We start from the raw sequence: 19,292 nt of genomic DNA on the forward strand, positions 1-19,292 counted from the left end.
TTGGATCGGGGTGATTCCTGCTCCCTCATTTTTGAAAACCCTGCTGGCGAAACGCCGGCGGGGTTTTTGTTTTTTAGCCCCTACTTCAGAACGTGGTAAAGCGTCGCAGAGCAGGCACCGAGGCCGGTGAGCATGGAAATGACGATACCAGTCGAGAAGATCCTGTAGGACGGAACGAGGCCCCAGAACCAGCGGAAGTGGCAGAACATCGCCGCCGCGGCGTAGCAGACGGCAAGCGAGCGAGCCGCATCTCCCGTGAGATCCATGCTGGACCCGTTCTGACCCAACCAGATGGCTTCTTCGAGGACCCACGCTCTTGCCGCATATCCAGCGATAGCGGCGGGAAGCAGAATCCCGAGGGCGATGAACTTGAGTCTGCCACCCGAGGGTGGATGCGCCAGGTCCTCGATGTCGCCCAAAGTGTGGCGGTTTGGGTTTTCGTTCCAATTCATTCCTTGAAGCCCCGATGCTCCCACGATGTTTCTGGCAAGCTCCATTGGAATCGGATAACAAGAATGTAGGCCTGAGCATCTGACAGGAAGGATGCTTGAGAGATTGGCTTTGTGGGGCTAGTAGATAGGAACGATGAAAGCACCATTTCTCCTGCTATTCGCCTCTTTGATGAATCTCGGCTCCGCCGCTGATTGGCCGAGCTGGCGTGGTCCGGATCAAGACGGTTCAGTATCAGGCGCCGCGCCTCCGGCGGAATTTTCAGGTGAGAAGAATCTATTGTGGAAAGTCGAATTGCCCGGCCGGGGATGTTCGACTCCGCTCGTGGTGGACGGGAAAATCATTGTCACCACCTCGATTGGAGAGATGGACGGAGTGGTCGCCTACGATATGGACGGAAAGGAATTATGGCAGACGTCTTTGGGGAAACTCAGGCCGGGACGCGGTCAGCGGGTCGGGAGTTCCGCCAATTCCTCGCCTGCGACGGATGGCGAAGCGGTCTATGTTTTCTTCAAGTCAGGCAAGGTCGCCGCACTTGAACTGGACGGGGAACTGCGCTGGGAAATCAATTTGTTCGAGGAATTCGGGGAGGACAAACTTTGGTGGGATGTCGGGACATCGCCGGTCATCGCCGGGGGCAAGCTCGTCGTCGCGATGATGCAGACCGATGCTCCTTCCTACATTGTCTCGCTCGATACCAAGACCGGTGAAATGGTTTGGAAGAATAACAGGTATTTCGAAACCGGCGTTGAATCGGGAGATGCCTACACGACACCGCTAGTTCTCAATCTCGATGGAAAAGAGACGATTGTTTGCTGGGGTGCCGATCATCTGACAGGCCAGGATGCCTCGACCGGAGAGATTCTTTGGACGGTGGGAGGATTCAATCCGAACAAAGAGAAGGCGTGGCGGGTGATTGCCTCTCCGGTGGCTGAAGGTGATGTGGCGCTCGTCCCTTATTCACGCGGAGCATTTGTTGCCGGGGTGAAGATGGGTGGCAAAGGCGATGTCACCGAGTCGGCACATCTTTGGAAATACGATTTGGGAAGTGACTCGGCCACGCCGATTGCTGATGACGGGAAGTTCTATGTACTCACTGATAGTGGTCCGAAGCGTGGCACCGTGACCTGCATTGAAGCGGAAAGTGGCAAGGTTCTCTGGACGGATCGATTGCCAAAGGGAGCGCAGACCTACTATGCGTCGCCACTGCTTGCAGGCGGGCTCATGATTTTCCCGCGGGAAGATGGGATCACCTTCACGGCAAAGGCCGGCAAGAACGGCCTTGAAGATGTCACCAAGAACGAGCTTGGCGAAGGAGTGATTGCATCGCCAGTGGTTGTCGACGGGAAGCTGCTCCTACGTGGCGACCGGAGTTTGTTCTGCTTTGGAGGTTGAGATTGGCCAGCTCATCTTGGCTTGATGGCCTCCTGAAGTTTTTCATTCAGGCAGGCCAACTGAAAGCCGTCCGTTGCTTTTCCTCCGCCCGGAAGCGTGACATACAGGGTGTCCATGGCCGCTCCCTTTTCGGTGCAAATCCGGGCGTGGACCGTGTCCAATCCACACTGGTTGATGGCATGGAAAAGATCGTGCAGCAGGGCGATTCGGTCGATGGCTTGAATTTCGACTGCCGTGCAGGTCGGGTGGAGATCATTTGAAATGTGGGCCCTGGTGGGGAAGGCGATTCCCCATTCGTCCCGGGGTCGGAGGAAGCTTGTCTTCGCCTTGAGATACTTGCCCGGGTCGTAGGCTTCCGTGGCTCCGAGTTGGTAGAGGGTCTTGGTGAAGCCTTCCCTCATCTTCGGGTCCACGACGGGTTCGAAGTCGGTCGTACAAACCCGGAAGATATCGACCACCACGCCGTCAGTGCGGGTGAAGAAATCGGCGGAGACGATGTTGATGCCCTGAGCAGCAATCGCACAGCAGACCTTTTCAAGGAAGTGGGGACGGTCGCGTGAGACGATGACCAACTCCGTGTAACCGCGATCGATGAAATCGGTGGCCTGACCGGCGCATTCGAAAGCGCCGTTGGCACTTGCCTCCTTACGGAGAAAGCTGCGCACGGTCTTGATATGAATGGGAACGCTGTCGGAATTACGGAATCTGAAGTAACTGCCGGGCATTTTGGAGAAATGATCGGCGATATCCTTTTTGTAATCCTCGCCAAGGACTGACGTCGCCTTGTCTCGCAGCGTCTTCTTCTCGGCACGAATCGCATTGGTAAAGTTCTCGCGACCCTCGGTGAGAAACTTTCGCGTCGAGCGGTGGAGCTGTTTGAGCAGGGTCTCCTTCCACGAAGTCCAGGCGTCCGGCGCCGTGGCATTGGAATCGGCGTAGGTGAAGAGCATCAGCGCATCGAGCCGTGCGGTGGTCTTCATCAGGTTGGCGAATTCCTCAATGACTTCGGTATCCTCGATGTTCTTCGTCGTGGCGTAGCGCCAGAAGGTGAGATGGTGATCCACGAGGAACATGATCATTTTACGGCGGCTACCTTTGATCTGAAGGCGGTTGCAAAGCCGTTGGGCAAGCATCGCGGAGCCGTCGATGTGCTCACGCACATTCTCCGAGCGGCCGCTGTCGTGCAGAAGGATCGCCAGGTTGAAGCCATACGGGTCCTCGATGCCGTGAAAGAGCGTATGGAAGAGGCGGAGGTTCTGGTGTGGGGTGTCCACCAGTCGGTCGATCGTCTCGATGAACCTCAGCGTGTGCTCGTCTGCGGTGTAGCGGTGAAAGAACTCATGCTGCACGAGGCAATCCAGTGCTCCGAATTCGGGGAGATAGCGGCCAATGAATCCCACCCGGTGCATTTGTCGGAGGGTGCGGGCGGCGTCGCCTTTGCGGCTCAGGATGGCCTGGAAGGTCTCGCGATTGGCCTTGTTGTAACGGAAGGACCGATCGATGTCTTCCCAATGAGCCTTGACCAGTTTGCGCATGGGAGGACTCAGCCTGAGATTGCGCAGCTGGGTGTGCTGGAACAGACGCATCAAGCGATGCTTGTCCTCTTTGAAGATGTTCTGATTACTCGGGAAGATGCGACCATCACGAGAAATGAAGCCATCGAAGGTCTCGGTTCTCTTTTTGCGGAAGGTGAGGAAGGAGCGGATCCCGACTTCTGACCGGTCATCCTGTTCGATCTCGAAAATCTCCATCAGCGAATTGGTGTGCTGATAGAGGTGCCGGGTGTGCCGATAGTAGTCGCGCATGAAGAACTCCACACGACGGAGGATCGATCGCTGAGGGTAGCGGAACTTGGTGGCGACGACCCCTTGAAGCCGCAGTGTCAACTGGTCCGAGCCGCGACCAGCCTGGTAGTGCAGTTCATTGCGTACTCGGTTGAGGAAATCGTAGGCTTCCTCAATCTCGCGGTGGGCGGTGGCGGTGAGTAACTTGGCATCAACCAGCTTCTGAAGTTTGGCGCTGCCGCGTTTGACTTGAGTGACCCAAAGGATGTTTTGGTAATCGCGCATGCCGCCACAGCCTTCTTTGACATTCGGCTCCTGAAGGAAGACGGTGCGGGAATACTTTTCGTGGCGACTACGGAGGTCTTGTCGGCGGAGTTCGAAGAAGGCGGCTTGTCCTTTGTCGATGGCTTCTTTTTTGAAGCGTTTGCGAAAGTCGGAAAACAAGGTGCGGTCGCCGGTGATACGCCGGGCGTCCATCAACGAGGTCTTGTTTTCCTGATCCGCCTTGGCCTGTTGAATGCATTCGGCAATCGATCTGACGGCATGGCCGACCTTGAAGCCCACGTCCCAGAGGAGATAGAGGACTTCGTGAACGACGGCCTCGAGGTCTTTGGGCAGGTTGTGGGAGGCGCGGGGGAGCAGAAAGAGGAGATCGATGTCGGACCCGGGATTGAGGGTGCCCCGACCGTAGCCACCGGTCGCCACCAGGGTCATCTTTGCGGTGGACTCGTTCTTCCTGTCGGCGGTTTCGAAGATGGAGCGGAGGACGACGTCGATGAGTTCGGCCCGGTCGCGGGCAATTTCGAGGCCTCCGGCCCCGGCGCGATGGCGGAGTTTGATCCGATGTTCTTCGATTTTGAGGAAACGCTTGAAGAGGGCGATGCGCTCGGCCGGGGAGAGCTGGCCCTGGGTGGCGGGTTTGAGGGCCTGTTTGGCGTGGTCTTTGAGCGTCTTGAGGTGGGCGGACATGGACTGCCGCGAGGTTGTATGGGGATGGTGGGATTGTGAAATGCAAAATCCGAGGGAGTCGGGGCAGGCTCCGGCACATGAATCGAGAAAGAAGAACCTCCCCTACCTGTCCTTCAGTGGGCTCCTTGGCTAGCGCTCGATGATGAGAGTTCGGGAGCCCTTTTCAGGATGGTCGACGAAAATGGCAATGTCGCCGGTGGGTTGGGCTTCGCCGTTGGTGAGCGTCAGGTAGTCGAACTTTCCGCGTAGGTCGGTGTAGCCGTCTTTGTGAAAGACAGGCTCACCGTCTTCCTCGCGGTAGACTTTGACGTAGCAGGCGGAAAGTGGTGTGCCTTTCCTGGCATCGAGTGCTTGCAAGGTTCTGTCGGTTTTGCGGTGCTCCAGTTTGATCGACTGACTGTCGAGGATCTGGAGGGTCTTTGCCGAACCGGCGTCGGCGGCGATCAGGACATTGCCACGACGGAATTCCGCTGGAAGCTCGATGTCCGTTTCCGTTCCTTGAAGTCCGACTTGGCGAACGAGATTCGGACGGGTGCCCGGGAGATCGTCGGTGTCGTAGAGGTAGGGGTTCTTGGAGAAAAGCATCTCAAGGTCGATATGATAGAGCTTCAGGTCGACTTGATTCAGGCGCGTGTGGCTGAGACGTAGTGTGCCATCGGCATTGAGCGCGATCTCAAGAGTCGGTTCTGCCTTTTCGATAGCTTTCTGTTCCTTCGTCCGCGGTCTTGAAAACGCCGTGATCTCTTCGGCTTGGGCCAGCACGGCGGCGAAGCGTTCACGCCACGGACCGGGTGGCAGGCTCTTGTGTTTTTCGGCAAGGATACGGGCCTTGTTCGGCTCGGAGCGGTGGAAATGCACGACCGCCAGCAGATAGTCGTAGCTTAGTTGGCCGATGACTTTGCTCGCGTCGACTTTCTCGAATCGCTCGAGGGCTTCGCCGATCCGATCCTGGAGGAAGAGGAACCAGCATAGCTTGAGTTGTTCCGAGGAGCTGAGTTTTGGCTTCCAAGCGAGTTGCTCAAGGTAAGCCTCGTAGTGCATGCGGGCGGCATCGAAGCTGAGTCGTGGATTTTCTCCGAAGGGATGACTGCGTGGGTTGACGAGAGGGTCGAATTCGAGCGTCTGCCAGTCGAGGTGCTGGACGGGATCGATCGTGAGTAGCGGACTTCTCAAGGACGCGCCGACTTCATTGCGGGCATTTGAAACCATCAGCCAAGTCCGGATGCTGGGGACATCGGCGTGGAGGAAGCCGTAGGCGCTGACGGACTGGGAATGGACGAGTCGGTCGTGGAGAATGGCGGAGGCTGCGAGGAAGAAGGGGCGTTCACGCAAACGCCAACGGATCAGTCCGAGGTCGGTTGAGTGCAGATTGGCGCTGCGCAGGCGGGCGAGCACGTCTTCGTCGCTGCCGTCGCGGGCAAGGGCTGTCCATGAGGCACGGTCGTCTTCGATGGAATCTTCACGGACCACCAGCGTCCTCGGCAGAGCGGAAGCGAGGATCATGTCGTTCTCGGCGACCTGCATCGGATAGACGCCGAATTCACCGGGGGCAGGGAAGTAGAACGCGAGGTCGAAGGTCAGCACGCCGTAGGGGGTGAGCTCACGGGTCTCGGAAAGGGTCGGAGGTTTGGCCGCGATGGGAATTGCTCCGGCGGGGATTTGCGCGAGCACATCGATACGGCGGCCGCTACCGGAAGGATTGGTGACGACGAGCGAAGCCCCGTAGGCAACTCCCGTTTGGAAGTTTCCGGTGATGGTGTTTTCAATCTTGCGGCCGGCTTCGGTGCGGAAGCGGTCGTCGAGGCGGTGGAAGGTTTCGCGGACGAGCAGGGGGGCGTCTGGCGCGATCTGGTCGGTGACACGAGTGTCTTTGTAAAAGAGCAGCATCGCATCGCGTGCTTTGACCGTGAGGGATGAGCCCTCGACTTTGACTTCAGGGCGCTCGGCCTTGAAGGGGAGGTCGAGCAGGGCGAGGCACATCAGGGCGTCGTTCGCGCTGTGGGTGCAGGTGTTGAAGTGGGGTGAAATGAACGGCCCTTTGCCATCCCATTTCGCGAGATCGAGCCAGAAGGGATTGAGAGGAATCAGGGATTCGTCGGTGGCACCACTATGGCGGTAGTAGTTCGAAGCCAGCCAAAGGCGTGTCTGGCCTCGCTTGGAGGACCAGGAAGGGCGGGCGTAGAAGGGTTGACCGACGGCATTCTGGAGTTCGGAACTTCCCTGGTCTTCCGATTCCAGGCCGATGAGGGGAGGTAGGATGTCATCTGGTGCGGCGAAAGGATCGGAAATTCCACTGCCGTCCGATGGGATGGCCGCGAAGCCGTCGATACCTGCGACAGATACGATGGTCTCCACCATGTCGAGATTGGTGGGAGTATTTCGAACCATCAGGGTGCTGCTTGATGGAAAGTAGCTCGCGACCGAATCGGGCGGAAATTTGATTCCGTTTGCTTTTAGTGCCTCAGTAATGGACTGCCTTCTGCTGCCGGATCCTTCGCTGATTCGGTTTACAAAGTCGGGTGGGACATTGAAGGTTCTCGTGAACAGGTCTTCGCCGACTTCGGTAGCGGGCTTTACAGTGACGGCGAAATCATCAGTCGACCAGCGAAGGCGGGTGGCTTCGCAAATGTAATTGAGAGCTTCCGCCAAGGGGACATTCCGGAGGCGAAGCTCCTTGATTCGGGTCTGTCCAAGGCTGCTTTCGCCGTCTCGTGGGTTGCGCAGGACAAAGTTGATTCCCTTCCGTTCAGGATCCATTTCCCAGGTATCCAGTTCAATTGAACGAACTCTGAGGTAGTCGATCGCCTCTTCGACTGTGGTATCCTCAAAATCGATGACTGGGATGATGACGTTTTTCAGTTTCTGGATAATCAGAGTCGCACCCACCGAGGTGGTGGCGGGCCCACTCAGGCTTTCGCTTCGGGCCAAGCCCAGCGAGTCCTGAGTGGCGAGGTCGGTGCCTCTTAGTGTTTGGCTGAAGAGTCGGGTTTGTTGTTCGGGTGCGGGGGATTCGAGTTCCCACCGGTTTTCAAGTTCTGAGGCGATGCGTGGGCGGGCTTGAGGAAGCGCTTGGGCAAGCAGGGCTTTTTCCGCGGCGTTCAAACGGCTCCAGGCGAAGGGTTGGAGGTAGCCGTTGAGATCGCGCTCGAGAAGGTAGTCGTCGATGAATTTCGGCTCGGCTTTCTCGGCGAGCAGGGCTTTGACGTGCTTCTTGAAAAACCCGGGGTCCTTGCGCGCGAGGAAGAGGTGAAACTCGTGGCTGGCGTGCTCTGACCAGTGGGTGAGCTTGGCTTGCTCATCAAGTTCGGGCCATGAGACAAGGAAACTCAGGTCGCGGAGTTTCTCGTCACCAGTGGCACCGTAGAGGAACTCATGTGCTTCTGTTAGGGTGGTGAAGGCGCGCCAGTCGGCATCGAGAATATTGGTGATGGTGGCTTCGGCATCCTTTGCCAGGGCGGCTGCGCTGCGGGTGCCGAGGTGGTGCTTTTCCGGATCGAGCGGATGCGAAAGACGTCGGTCGCGCAGCGGGATGGGATGCTTGGGAAGCGGGAAGGACTGGCGGTGGAGAGAGCCTGAGTCGGCGACGACAACTTCAATGACTTGGCAGCCGTCGAAGGTCGCGAGCGGAAGGCGGACGGTGCCGTCATCGGCAGGGGTGAGATCGTAGCGCAGCTCGGATGAGCGGGCGAGGTAGTCGAGACAGTCCGGAATGTCGGAGCGGGAAGCACCACCGCCGGCGGAAAAGGGGTCGCTGCCGCTGTCACGGGATCGTTGGGGCGATCCCCTTTTTGAGGATCTGCCGTCTGCTCCATCGAGGGGCGGAAGCATTGCGGAATCGATGTCTTCTTTGCTCCATCGCAACGCGAGCAGGCCGGCGCGGGGAAGCATCGAGCCGGGGAAGGTTTTCGCGGAGCGGCGTTCGAGGATGTAGCGCATCTCTGAGTCAAGCCGTCGCTCTGTGAGGAAGTCATTCCCTTGGAAACCCGGTGTCAGCACGGGTGGTAGCGGCGTCTGGAAGGGGGCGAGAGCCTGCCAGTGATTCCATGGGTGAATGTAGCGCGAGCCGATGACATGGACGCGCGTTGTGGGGCTGGCTCCCGTGGTTTTGACGCGTAGTTGATCTCCCTCGATCTGGATGTCGGACAGGATCGGAGTCGGTAGCAGGACTTGTGGAGCAATCTTGGTATCCGTGATGAACAAGTCGCCCGTCGTCGTAGCCTTTTCGATCTCAATGCGGATTTCGTTTGTCGAGGAGCGGAATCGATAAGTGCCCGGGGTCAAGCCGCGCAGGATGATTTGGTTTCCTTCGGTGATGAGCTTGTCGGCGTGGTCGATGCGAGGGCGTTGGCGGAGGTCGAGTTCGACGAGGGAGTAGACGCTGCGGTCAAATGGCGAGTCGAGGGGAAGGCGGATGACTTCTTCAGTCGAGACGCGAATCGTGTTGGTGAGTTGGGTGCTCGGTTTGAGTTCGATGCGGCTGAGTTTTGCAAGGTCTTTGCCGTCGTAGCTGGCGGCGATGAATCGAATGCCTTCGAGACTGCCGAGTTCGATGCGGCCATCGTCGTCGGATCTGAGGCGGGTGGTGACTTGGGCCGAACTGCTGAAGTCGTGATGGAGGATGGTAAATTGGATCGCGCGGTTTGGGAGTGGTTCGCCGTTTCGACCACGCACTTCGAGGACGTGGCCCTGGGGTGTCTGGGTAAAGTTGGCGCTGGTGAAGCGGCCTTTGAGCAGGGTGTTGAAGTCAAAGGCTGCCGAGGATTCGAGTTTTATCGGATCGGCGTTGTCGCGAGGGACAATGGTGCCAGCAAGCTTGAGGGTGAGGTGGACGGCGTCGGTAGGAACTTGGAAAGGGACATCGAAGATCGGTGAAATTTCGAGATCTTCTGCGATGACGTGTTCGATCGTGACTCCGCTGACGAGTTTGGCGGAAAGGGTAAGAGATGCGTCTTCGATGCGTTCAAGAGGCAGTGGGTGACGATGGTTTGAGAGCTCTACATGAATGCGGGCGTGCGCGCGGGAGTCGGCGAGCAGCTGTTCTCGATCGAGGTGGATACGGGTATCGAGCTTGAAGTGATCCGAGCGGTCGTTGATTTCGAAAACCTGCGCGAGCATGCCGCTGGAGATGATGCCTCGGGTCGCGCTTGAGAGGTCGGAATTGGGAATCCGAATCACGCCGGATTTGTCAGCCTTCAATTGGGTTCCGACGGGTCCGAGTGCATACGTAACATTGGTGACGGGTTGATTCCTTTCATCAAAGACGCGGATGCTCTGCCCCTCGGCGTCACGCTGAACATAAGGAGTGAGGTGACCTTTGCGAAGGAGTGCGCGGCAGGCTTCACCTTCGGCGACGAATTCGATGATCCACGCACCGGAGCCGCTGAGCTCGGGGAGATCGATGGACGCGCGGTGCTGGACAAGCGGTGGCTGGGAGAACTTGATGGTTCGCGAGTGATGGGGGACGAGTCCATCGAGATTGAAATCCGGTCCGGGTTCACTGCCTTGGCGGTTGAGGATCGACGGCAGGTCGAGTTGATAGATACGGATGAGAAGCTCGGGCGTGTTCTTGAGCTCGAGTTGCAGGCTGACCTGCGAGTCGGAGTCGAGGCTGTTAGGTTGGCCGGGTGCGAAGTCGAGTCGGGTTTCATCGAGAAGATCGGCGAACTCGGCCGGATCGATTTCGCGTCCCCAGCGGCCGGGATCGGCACCGGCAAGGAGTCGCGCGCGGGCGTGGATTTTCTTCAATGTCTGGACTTCGAGGTAGGGGCCGAAGGTTTCGGTGGTATCGGTTTTTCCCAGGAAGTGGCGAAGGTAGTCGTCGACGAGTTCCTCGTCGGAGCCGACCGGCGGGCAACCGGTGGCGTCGGAGTAGCTGACAGAGAGCATCGGATACTTCAGGTTGTTCCGAGTACGATCACGCAGGATCGGATGCTGTTTGCGGGGAATGGCGATGTAGGCGATGAAGTCGTTCAGTGGGTAATTGCCAAGTTCCCGCTGGAGGCGGAGGTGGTGGTAGAGAATATGGGCGCGCAGGCTGACTTGAGAGGGTGGTAGGTTCAGAGCGAAGGCGCGGCACTTGTCGAGGTAGGCCGCGTGGAGGGCCGTATCCCGGATAAATTCGGCGTCGCTGTGCACGCGAAGCTTGGAAAGATAGAGCGGTACGAATTTGAAGTCTGAGATCAGGTCGGGCCGGCTGATGAGGAGTTCGTCCAGTTGCGCGAGCGTGAGTTGCTGGTGAAGGGGAGCATCACCGAATCCGATCGGTGTCTTCATGGATAGTCCACGCGCGACGAGAGCGGTGACGCCGGGGTAATCGGCGCGCTGAAGTTCCTTGAGGTAGTAGCGGAGGCGGTCGTCGTTGAAGGATTCGACTTCGGCGAGGTCGAGCAGGAGCTGATGCTGTTGATGGGCGCGCCACCCTTCCTTCGGGCTCTCGAGCGAGGCGGCCTTGGTGAAGGCATCGCGTGAGATCTGGGTGGGATCGAGAGTGCTTGGCAGTTTTTCGACCTCACGGGCGTCTGGCCGGGTGTCTTCGAACTTGAGATCGAATCGGTCGATCAGCGCGGCGAGATTCCTTTTCGGATCGGACTCGTAGCGGAGCAGTAGTTCGCGGGTGGCGAGGATTTCGAATCCATCGAGTTCAATCGTTCGGGTGGCTGATTCGTTTGCGGCCCTCCAGTCGGCCATGGCTTTGGCGAAATCCTCAGTTCGACCGGAGAGTTGGTGGTCGAGCGCATGGTAGAAGAACCAGTCGCGGGTGCCGGGAATGAGTTCCTGGAGAGAGGCGCTGCGGGTGGCCGGATCGGCGAAGCTTTCTTTGAAATCCAGATCCGCAGCAAACAGCGGGAGGGCGATCAGCAGGGGGAGAATTGCTAATTTCATGGATCAGGGATAGCTGATCAGGGAGGGGAAGGGAAGAACGGAGGATTCGGCGTGTGGCATCGACATTGGCAGACTTTTTCGATAGCCAAGGCTCGGATGGCGGCTAGCATGAGCCCCCGGCGAGAGGGAACAGAAAATGGCAGCACAAGGAAAGGAACTGGCGATCGCGTGTGCGAAAGCAGCGGCAGAAATTCAAGCGGAGGACATCCGTGTTTGGGATCTGCGCGGACTCTCGACTCTGACGGACTACATGGTCGTCTGTTCAGGATCTTCAATGCCCCATCTGCGCGCCATTTTGCGGGATGTCCGGGGACACGTCGACGAGGGGACGGGAGCCAAGCCGGTCAACACCGAGGGCAAGACGGATACCCGCTGGGTGGTGTTGGATTATATCGATGTGATGGTGCACGTGATGCACGCTGAGATGCGCGAGTTCTATGGGCTGGAGAGCCTTTGGGGCGATGCCAAGGAGGTTCAGTGGGATGATGCACCCGTGGAGTGAAGCGAGCTGTGAGGATTGAAATTCTCAATACGGGCAGTGAGTTGCTGCTTGGAACGACGATGAATACCCATGGCCAGTGGTTCGGTCAGGAGCTTTTCAAACTCGGATTGCGGGTGCAGCGGCAGACGACCGTGCCCGATGGCGATGCGATACGCGAGGCTCTGGCGGAGTGCATTGGTCGATCCGACGTCGTGCTTGTGACGGGTGGACTGGGTCCGACGAGTGACGACATTACTCGCGAGGCGACGGCAGCAGTGCTTGGAGTTGAGTTGATTGAAGACGAGGCGGCGATGCGCTCGCTTGAGGCGTTTTTTGCGGCGAGAGGCTATGAGATGGTTCCGGACAATCGCAAGCAGGCGCAGGTGCTGGTCGGTGCTGATGTGCTGCCGAATCCCCATGGCACGGCACCGGGTATCTACGTTCCACCGCGATTGAATGGAGTGGCGAATTGCGCGGTCTTCCTTCTGCCGGGTCCACCGCGTGAGCTTTATCCGATGTTCGAGGCCGAGGTGGCATCGCGCTTGCGTGGTCTTTCGGGCGGAGAAACGGCAGATGGCGTACTTGAATTGAAGCTCGCGGGCATTGGAGAAAGCGCGATCCATCAGAAGGTGGACCGTCTGTTGACCGCCATTCCCGGCCTTGAGGTCGGCTATTGCTCACGCATGTCCGAAGTCGATGTGAGACTGATCGGCCATGCCGACGCCATTTCGAAGGGACGGGAAATTGTGCTGGCTGCTTTTGGTGAATGCTGTTTTTCGGAAGACGGAAGTTCGCTTGAGGAAGTCGTCGTCAAGCGGATGAGCGAGCGGGGTCTCAAACTCGCGATCGCGGAAAGCTGCACCGGCGGGCTGATTGCGAATCGAGTGACGAATGTTCCCGGATCGAGCGCGGTGTTGACCCACGGATTCGTGACCTATGCCAACGAGGCCAAGCGGGACCTTCTCGGTGTTTCTTGGGAAGATCTTGAATCGATTGGTGCGGTCAGCGAGCCCGTAGCACGCCAGATGGCGGACGGTGCCTTGCGTGTTTCCGCGGCGGACATCGCCGTCTCGGTGACGGGGATTGCCGGTCCTGGAGGTGGTTCCGATGAGAAGCCGGTAGGGACCGTCTTCATCGGCCTCGCAATCAAGGGGCAAGAAACCCGGGTACGGCGTGAACGCTACATTCGTGATCGCGTTTCCTTCAAGCAGACGGTCAGTCAAACCGCGCTTGAGATGATTTTCCGCGCAGCGGAAAGCTGATCGCGATCAGAAAGGAATGTCGTCCGAATCGTCGGGTTCGTTGTCGAACTGCTCGTCGAGCGAGGATGCGGGTGGCCCGTCCTGTGATCCGGAGTCGGAGGTGCCGTCGGCTTTGCTGAGTTTCCAGGCGACGAGGTTGACGTAGAAGCGTTCCTTGAACTCGTTGCCGCGGATGTCGAAGGTGACTGTGACGTTGTCACCGATTGCAAGGTCGTCGAGGATGGCAGTTTTGTCTTTGACGCACTCAAACTTGATCATCTGAGGATACTTGCCGTCCTGGACTTCGATGACGAATTCACGCTTGGTGAAGCCGCTGGCGAAAGTCTGGAGATCCATGAGGTGTTTGAGGGTGCCGGTGAGTTCGAAGTTGTTGGCCATGGTTTGTCGTCGGTGTGTCAGTTGGAGAGGTAACGGCGGACTTCGAAGGCTTCATGAGTTTCGACCACTTCGGGGGATCCGAAAAGATGCTCGAATTCAGGGAAGCGGGTGTCGCCGGGATAGGATTCAAAGATGTGGGAGACGAGGAGCTCGTCGAGTTGATCGAGAAAGGACTGATAGATCTCCGAGCCGCCGATGATGAAAACTTCACCCTCGATATCGAGCTTGGTCAGATCCGCCGGATGATGGATCACTTCAACGCCCTCGGCAGACCATGCGGTGTCGCGAGTGATGACAATGTTCCGCCGCTTGGGGAGCGGCCGACCGATCGATTCGTAGGTCTTTCGACCCATGAGGATGGGATGACCGCTGGTGGTTTTTTTGAAGAAGGCAAGATCCTCGGGGAGGTGCCACGGCAGGGTGCCATCCCGACCAATGATGTGGTCGGGCGTCATGGCAACGATGGCGGTGAGCTTCATGGAGGGATGATTCTTGTTCAGATCGAGACGGATGCCTTGATGTGGGGATGGGGGTCGTAGTTTTCGAGCTGGAAGTGCTCGATGGTGAAGTGGTCGAGTTCGGTAATCGAGGGATCGATCTTCATGGTGGGGAGCGGGCGAGGGCTGCGTTCAAGCTGCACTTTTGCCTGATCGATATGATTGTTGTAGAGATGAAGGTCGCCGAAGGTGTGGACAAAGTCGCGTGCTTCAAAACCGCAGACTTGAGCGATCATCTGAGTCAGCAAGGCATAGGAAGCGATGTTGAAGGGGACGCCGAGGAAGATGTCGGCCGAGCGTTGGTAGAGTTGGCAGGAAAGGCCGGGCCGATCGGACTCGGGCTCGTGAACGAAGAACTGGAAGAGGCAGTGGCAGGGAGGAAGCGCCATCCGGGAAATCTCGCCGGGGTTCCAGGCGACGACGAGATGGCGTCGGGAGTGGGGGGTTCCTTTCAGGCCATGAACAAGCTCGGAAATTTGGTCGATATGCCGGCCGTCGGGGGAGGGGAAGGAGCGCCATTGGCGACCGTAGACGGGACCAAGGTCGCCGTTTTCGTCAGCCCACTCGTCCCAGATCCGGACGCCGTTTTCCTTCAGATAGGCGATGTTGGTATCGCCTTTTAAAAACCAAAGCAGTTCGTGGATGATCGATCGGAGGTGGAGCTTCTTGGTTGTAAGACAGGGAAATCCTTCGCGCAGATCGACGCGGATTTGACGTCCAAAGACCGCGCGGGTTCCGGTACCGGTTCGGTCGGCACGCTCTTCGCCGGTCTCGAGGACGTCACGAAGCAGATCCAGGTATTGGCGCATGGGGGAATTGTGACTCGATGAAGGGCCCGGGCAAGACGTTGTGGGGAAAAGTCCCGATTTTTCAACATTTCTACGTGATCATGGGGTGTTGGAGCGGCTCTTTCCGGGTATGTTGAAGGAGTCAGCGCGAGCCACCGTCTCCCCCCAAGCGGTTCACGCTGACTTTCCTGCCGGGACAGCAATTCCGCGGGTCAACAATCCCCCCGATTAGAAAGTCCTCGGACGCTGGTGTCCCCCACCGACGTCCGGGGATTTTTTGTTTTCCTCGGGCAGCTGTTTGACGGAAGTCGCTCTTATCAGCGCTTTACCGCCGAGCTTATTCGACGGTCACCGATTTCGCGAGATTGCGAGGCTGATCGATCTCGCAGCCACGGGCATGAGCGATGTGGTAGGAGAGGATCTGGAGCGCAACGGCGGTTGGAATCGTGGAGACCAAGGGGTGGCAAGCCGGCACTTCAATCACGTCGTCCATGAATTCGGCAGCCTCCTTGTCTCCTTCAGTAATGACACCGAGAATGCGGGCGCCACGTGCGCGGCACTCTTCGACGTTTCCAAGGGTCTTGTCCTTGCCGGCAATATCGGTGGCCAGAGCAATCACGGGAGTGCCTTCTTGAAGCAGGGCGATCGGGCCATGCTTGAGTTCGGCGGCGTGGTAGCCCTCGGCATGGATGTACGAGATCTCCTTGAGTTTGAGCGCGCCTTCGAGGGCGACCGGATAGAGATAGCCGCGCCCGATGAAGAAAGCGTGCTCACACTGGGCGTAGCGGGCAGCGATTTCGGCGATCTTGTCGCTTTGCTGGATCGTCTTTTCGACCAGTTCGGGAACGCGTTCGATTTCACGGGCGAGTTTGATGCCCTCTTCACGTGAAAAGCGACGGCTGCGTCCCATCTTGAGTGCCATCATCAGCATCACGACGACCTGACAGGTAAAGGCTTTGGTCGAAGCGACGGAGATTTCCGGACCGGCGTGGAGATAGATGCCGCGACCGGTTTCACGCGCGATGGTGGAGCCGACCACATTGCAGAGGCCCATCACGAAGGCACCCTTCTGGTTGGCCTCGCGAACTGCGGCGAGGGTGTCGGCTGTTTCTCCCGACTGGGAAATGGCGACGACCAGGTCCGACCGGCTGATGATCGGATTGCGGTAGCGGAACTCGGCGGCCTGCTCGACTTCGGCATGGATGTCGGCGAGGTCTTCGAAGGCATATTCGCCGACGAGTCCGGCGTGGAGGGACGTTCCACATCCGAGAAAGACGACCCGTTGGATTTCCGAAAGATCGCGCGCGGAGGTGCCCATTCCCGAAAGCACGGAAGTGCCGAGATTGAAGTCGAGCCGTCCGCGGATGGCATTGGCAAGGGACTCAGGTTGCTCGTGGATTTCCTTGAGCATGAAATGCTCGAAGCCGCCCTTTTCGGTCGCGCCGGAATCGTAGCCCAGCTCGGCGATCTCACGGGTCACCGGAACCTGATCGAGGTCGCGGATCTCGACGTCGTTTGCCGTCACGACAGCGATGTCATTGTCTTCCAAATAGATGACCTGACGCGTATGCGAGATGATGGCCGAGGCATCGGAGGCGACGATCGTTTCGCCGTCGCCCACGCCGATGACGATCGGGCTTCCGCGCCGAGCGGTGATGATTTTGCCAGGCTCTTTCGCGGAAATGACTGCGATGCCGAAGGTGCCTTCGACTTGGTGAAGGGCATCGCAGACGGCTTGAAAGAGATCGCCCTTGTAACTCTCGCCAATCAGGTGGGAGAGCACCTCGGTATCGGTTTCCGAGACGAAGTGGTGCCCCTTGTTCTCTAGGCGGGCCCGAAGGGGGCGATAGTTTTCGATGATCCCATTGTGGACGAGAGCAATGGCGCCGGTTTCGTCGAGATGCGGATGGGCATTCAGTTCGGTCGGAGGACCATGGGTGGCCCAGCGGGTGTGCGCGATTCCGGTTGAGGCATTCTCGAAGCGTTCGCTCGGCCATTCCGCGCGGGCCTTTTCCTGGAGGGATGCGACCTTGCCGGGTGACTTGGTAACGATGATGCTTCCGTCCTCGAGCACGGCCATACCGGCGGAGTCATAGCCTCGATATTCGAGTCGGCGAAGACCACTGATAAGGATGGAGGGAGCAGGTGATTTACCGATGTATCCGACGATGCCGCACATGATTGAAAAATTATGGAAGAAGCCGAGGTGTGAAGATTCAGGAAGCGTGGAGATCGTGTTGGACGATTTCTCCCGGGCGGGTCGAGGTGTTGGGGAATAGTTTCCTGCCGGGGTAGATGGAAGTGTTGATGCCGGTGTGGACGCCATCACCAATGATGGCACCCAGCTTGCGGCGGCCGGTGTCGACAAGAGTCTCGTCGACCATGCTGCGGTGGTTGGCTCCGTCGTGTCTCAGGTTGGAAGTGGTGGTTCCGGCACCGAGGTTGACCTTTCTGCCCAGCACCGAGTCGCCGATATAGGAGAGATGCCCGACGTTGGTGTCCGAGAGGATGATCGAATTTTTGATCTCGACCGACTGGCCGATGTGGCAGCGATCACCGATCGAGGTGTTGCCGCGGAGGTAGCAGTTGGGTCCAATTTTGCAGTCGGAACCGATGACCACGTTTCCTTCGATAAAAACGCCGGGAAGAATGCGTGTGCCGCTGCCAATTCTAACAAAGCCGTCGATGTTGGCCATGGGATGCACTTCTCCGTCGATCACGGACTCGCTGAGGGCACCGACGTAGAGTTCGTTTGCACGCAGGAAGTCCCAAGGGTGGATGATGAGAAACGAATCGCTTGCCTGCAGGCAATTCTCCTTGGACGGATAGTCACCCATCCATGCGAGTGGTGTTTGACGGGCATCCACAAGGGTTCGGTGACCGTTGTTCGTGAGAGAGTCGAGATCGGATTCGCTGAGCCAGGCGTGAGGATGGAAATGCAGTCCGTCCTTGGCCAGTCGGTCCTGATGGTCTGACAAAGCGCGGTTTCCCACTGGAAACTCCTCGATCTGGTGTTTTTGCGAAAGCGGCATGGGTCTGTTTCTTCGAATCAGGCGGGGACCCCGATATCTTCTTCGACTGCGGCGGCGAACTTGCCGATCCACAGGTCGACCATATCGGCATCCCGATGCTCAACAAGGATCCGAATCTTATTCTCGGTGCCGGAGTAACGAATAAGCTGACGGCCGGCCTCGCCGAAGGTGTCATTGGCTTCCTGCATCAATTGGCGAAGCCCGGATAGCCCTTCGAGAGGGGGCTTTGAGTTGACCCGAAGATTGAGCAATTGCTGGGGAAACTCACGCATGCAGGCAGCGAGTTCAGCAAGCGCCGCACCCTTGCGCTTCATCATTCCGAGGACTTGGAGGGCGGATAGGATGCCGTCTCCGGTGGTCGCGTGCTCGGCAAAAATAAGATGCCCCGAATTTTCTCCTCCGAATGAGTAGGAGTGCTTGCGCAGGGCTTCGATGACGTGGCGGTCGCCGACTTGGGTGGTGATCACCTCGATGCCTTCGCGACGCATGGCTTCATGTAGCCCGAGGTTGCTCATCACCGTGGCTGCGATCGTGTTTCCATGCAGTCGGCCCTGATCCTTCAATGAAAGGGCACAGAGGGCAATCACCCGGTCTCCCGAGATGGGGGTGCCGGTTGCGTCGGTGAAAATCACCCGGTCGGCATCGCCATCAAACGAAATGCCAAGGTCGGCCTGATGTTCGCGAACGAGGGCACCGGCGGTTTCCGGGTGGAGGGCACCGCATCCGGCATTGATGTTGATCCCGTTGGGCTCGCAACCCGTCTTGATGACGGTGGCACCGAGCTCTTCGAAGATCAGCGGGGCGATGGAGTAGGCGGCACCATGACCACAATCCACGACGATCTTGAGCCCGTTCAAGGAGATGTTGTCGGCGGTATGTTTGGCGAACTCGATATACCGGCCGCGAGCATCATCGATCCGCTTTGCTTTCCCGATCTTCCCGGCCGACATGGCTGGGGACTCAGAATGGTCGCCAAGAATGTGGGCCTCGATGGCAGCCTCCAGTTCATCTCCGAGCTTGTGTCCGGTGGGGCCGAAAATTTTCAGTCCATTGTCCTCATACGGGTTGTGGGAAGCGGTGAGCATGATGCCGGCCGCGCAGCCCATGGATTTCGTCAGGTGGGCGATTGCTGGAGTCGGCAGGGGGCCAGGGAGGAGGACGTCCATGCCTGCAGAAACGAGTCCGGAGGTCAGAGCCGTCTCGAGCATGTAGCCGGAGATCCGCGTATCCTTGCCGATCACCACGCGGTTCCGTGTGGCGTCCGATGAACGGAGAACCTGCGCCACGGCTTTGCCTGCCCGCAAGGCGACTTCGGGAGTAATGGGGAATTCGTTGGCGCGACCGCGGATTCCGTCGGTTCCGAAGAGTTTCATA

General features: G+C 58.3%; 12 protein-coding genes. 3 read left to right on the plus strand and 9 right to left on the minus strand.

Features of this window, described 5'->3' with window-relative positions:
• Positions 1–80: 80 nt before the first annotated feature.
• A complete protein-coding gene (locus tag WBG04_RS19035; protein WP_424316303.1) occupies positions 81–497 on the minus strand; it encodes a hypothetical protein in 417 nt (138 codons plus the stop codon).
• An 88-nt stretch (positions 498–585) separates the two neighbouring features.
• On the opposite strand from WBG04_RS19035, the gene WBG04_RS19040 reads away from it, so the two are divergent.
• Positions 586–1,845, plus strand: a complete 1,260-nt coding sequence (locus tag WBG04_RS19040; RefSeq protein WP_424316304.1) for a PQQ-binding-like beta-propeller repeat protein — start codon at positions 586–588, stop codon at positions 1,843–1,845.
• An 11-nt stretch (positions 1,846–1,856) separates the two neighbouring features.
• Here WBG04_RS19040 and glnD read toward each other — a convergent pair whose 3' ends face one another.
• Positions 1,857–4,598, minus strand: coding sequence for a [protein-PII] uridylyltransferase (glnD, locus tag WBG04_RS19045; protein ID WP_424316305.1), 2,742 nt, complete (start codon positions 4,596–4,598; stop codon positions 1,857–1,859).
• 129 nt (positions 4,599–4,727) lie between these two features.
• On the minus strand, positions 4,728–11,480 hold the full coding sequence (locus tag WBG04_RS19050) for a hypothetical protein (RefSeq protein WP_424316306.1): 6,753 nt from the start codon (positions 11,478–11,480) through the stop codon (positions 4,728–4,730).
• Positions 11,481–11,616: 136 nt separating this feature from the next.
• Here WBG04_RS19050 and rsfS point away from each other — a divergent pair, with 136 nt between their 5' ends.
• The gene (gene rsfS, locus WBG04_RS19055; protein WP_424316307.1) at positions 11,617–11,982 is read left to right on the plus strand and encodes a ribosome silencing factor; all 366 of its coding nucleotides are present in this window, start codon (positions 11,617–11,619) and stop codon (positions 11,980–11,982) included.
• 8 nt (positions 11,983–11,990) lie between these two features.
• A complete protein-coding gene (locus WBG04_RS19060; RefSeq protein WP_424316308.1) occupies positions 11,991–13,223 on the plus strand; it encodes a competence/damage-inducible protein A in 1,233 nt (410 codons plus the stop codon).
• 6 nt (positions 13,224–13,229) lie between these two features.
• Here the strand turns inward: WBG04_RS19060 and WBG04_RS19065 are convergent, their stop codons facing one another.
• The 6 genes from WBG04_RS19065 to glmM form a co-directional block, all read right to left on the minus strand.
• Positions 13,230–13,601 carry a DUF3127 domain-containing protein gene (locus WBG04_RS19065; RefSeq protein WP_424316309.1) on the minus strand — a complete coding sequence of 124 codons (372 nt, stop codon included), beginning with the start codon at positions 13,599–13,601 and terminating at the stop codon, positions 13,230–13,232.
• Positions 13,602–13,618: 17 nt separating this feature from the next.
• The gene (locus WBG04_RS19070; RefSeq protein ID WP_424316310.1) at positions 13,619–14,080 is read right to left on the minus strand and encodes a dihydrofolate reductase; all 462 of its coding nucleotides are present in this window, start codon (positions 14,078–14,080) and stop codon (positions 13,619–13,621) included.
• Positions 14,081–14,097: 17 nt separating this feature from the next.
• On the minus strand, positions 14,098–14,907 hold the full coding sequence (locus WBG04_RS19075; RefSeq protein WP_424316311.1) for a thymidylate synthase: 810 nt from the start codon (positions 14,905–14,907) through the stop codon (positions 14,098–14,100).
• Positions 14,908–15,223: 316 nt separating this feature from the next.
• The gene (gene glmS, locus WBG04_RS19080) at positions 15,224–17,065 is read right to left on the minus strand and encodes a glutamine--fructose-6-phosphate transaminase (isomerizing) (RefSeq protein ID WP_424316312.1); all 1,842 of its coding nucleotides are present in this window, start codon (positions 17,063–17,065) and stop codon (positions 15,224–15,226) included.
• A gap of 37 nt (positions 17,066–17,102) precedes the next feature.
• Complete coding sequence (locus WBG04_RS19085; protein WP_424316313.1) at positions 17,103–17,918, minus strand: hypothetical protein; 816 nt, start codon at positions 17,916–17,918, stop codon at positions 17,103–17,105.
• A 17-nt stretch (positions 17,919–17,935) separates the two neighbouring features.
• On the minus strand, positions 17,936–19,291 hold the full coding sequence (glmM, locus tag WBG04_RS19090; protein WP_424316314.1) for a phosphoglucosamine mutase: 1,356 nt from the start codon (positions 19,289–19,291) through the stop codon (positions 17,936–17,938).
• Between the last annotated feature and the right edge of the window lies 1 nt (position 19,292).

This window comes from Haloferula sp., assembly GCF_049672945.1.
Lineage (GTDB): Bacteria > Verrucomicrobiota > Verrucomicrobiia > Verrucomicrobiales > Akkermansiaceae > Haloferula.

Excerpts from the sequence above, each read along its gene's own strand:
- WBG04_RS19040 (WP_424316304.1), top strand. The coding sequence starts at position 586 with ATGAAAGCACCATTTCTCCTGCTATTCGCCTCTTTGATGAATCTCGGC.
- glmS (WP_424316312.1), bottom strand. The coding sequence starts at position 17,065 with ATGTGCGGCATCGTCGGATACATCGGTAAATCACCTGCTCCCTCCATC.
- WBG04_RS19035 (WP_424316303.1), bottom strand. The coding sequence starts at position 497 with ATGGAGCTTGCCAGAAACATCGTGGGAGCATCGGGGCTTCAAGGAATG.
- WBG04_RS19085 (WP_424316313.1), bottom strand. The coding sequence starts at position 17,918 with ATGCCGCTTTCGCAAAAACACCAGATCGAGGAGTTTCCAGTGGGAAAC.
- glnD (WP_424316305.1), bottom strand. The coding sequence starts at position 4,598 with ATGTCCGCCCACCTCAAGACGCTCAAAGACCACGCCAAACAGGCCCTC.
- rsfS (WP_424316307.1), top strand. The coding sequence starts at position 11,617 with ATGGCAGCACAAGGAAAGGAACTGGCGATCGCGTGTGCGAAAGCAGCG.
- glmM (WP_424316314.1), bottom strand. The coding sequence starts at position 19,291 with ATGAAACTCTTCGGAACCGACGGAATCCGCGGTCGCGCCAACGAATTC.
- WBG04_RS19065 (WP_424316309.1), bottom strand. The coding sequence starts at position 13,601 with ATGGCCAACAACTTCGAACTCACCGGCACCCTCAAACACCTCATGGAT.
- WBG04_RS19075 (WP_424316311.1), bottom strand. The coding sequence starts at position 14,907 with ATGCGCCAATACCTGGATCTGCTTCGTGACGTCCTCGAGACCGGCGAA.
- WBG04_RS19050 (WP_424316306.1), bottom strand. The coding sequence starts at position 11,480 with ATGAAATTAGCAATTCTCCCCCTGCTGATCGCCCTCCCGCTGTTTGCT.
- WBG04_RS19070 (WP_424316310.1), bottom strand. The coding sequence starts at position 14,080 with ATGAAGCTCACCGCCATCGTTGCCATGACGCCCGACCACATCATTGGT.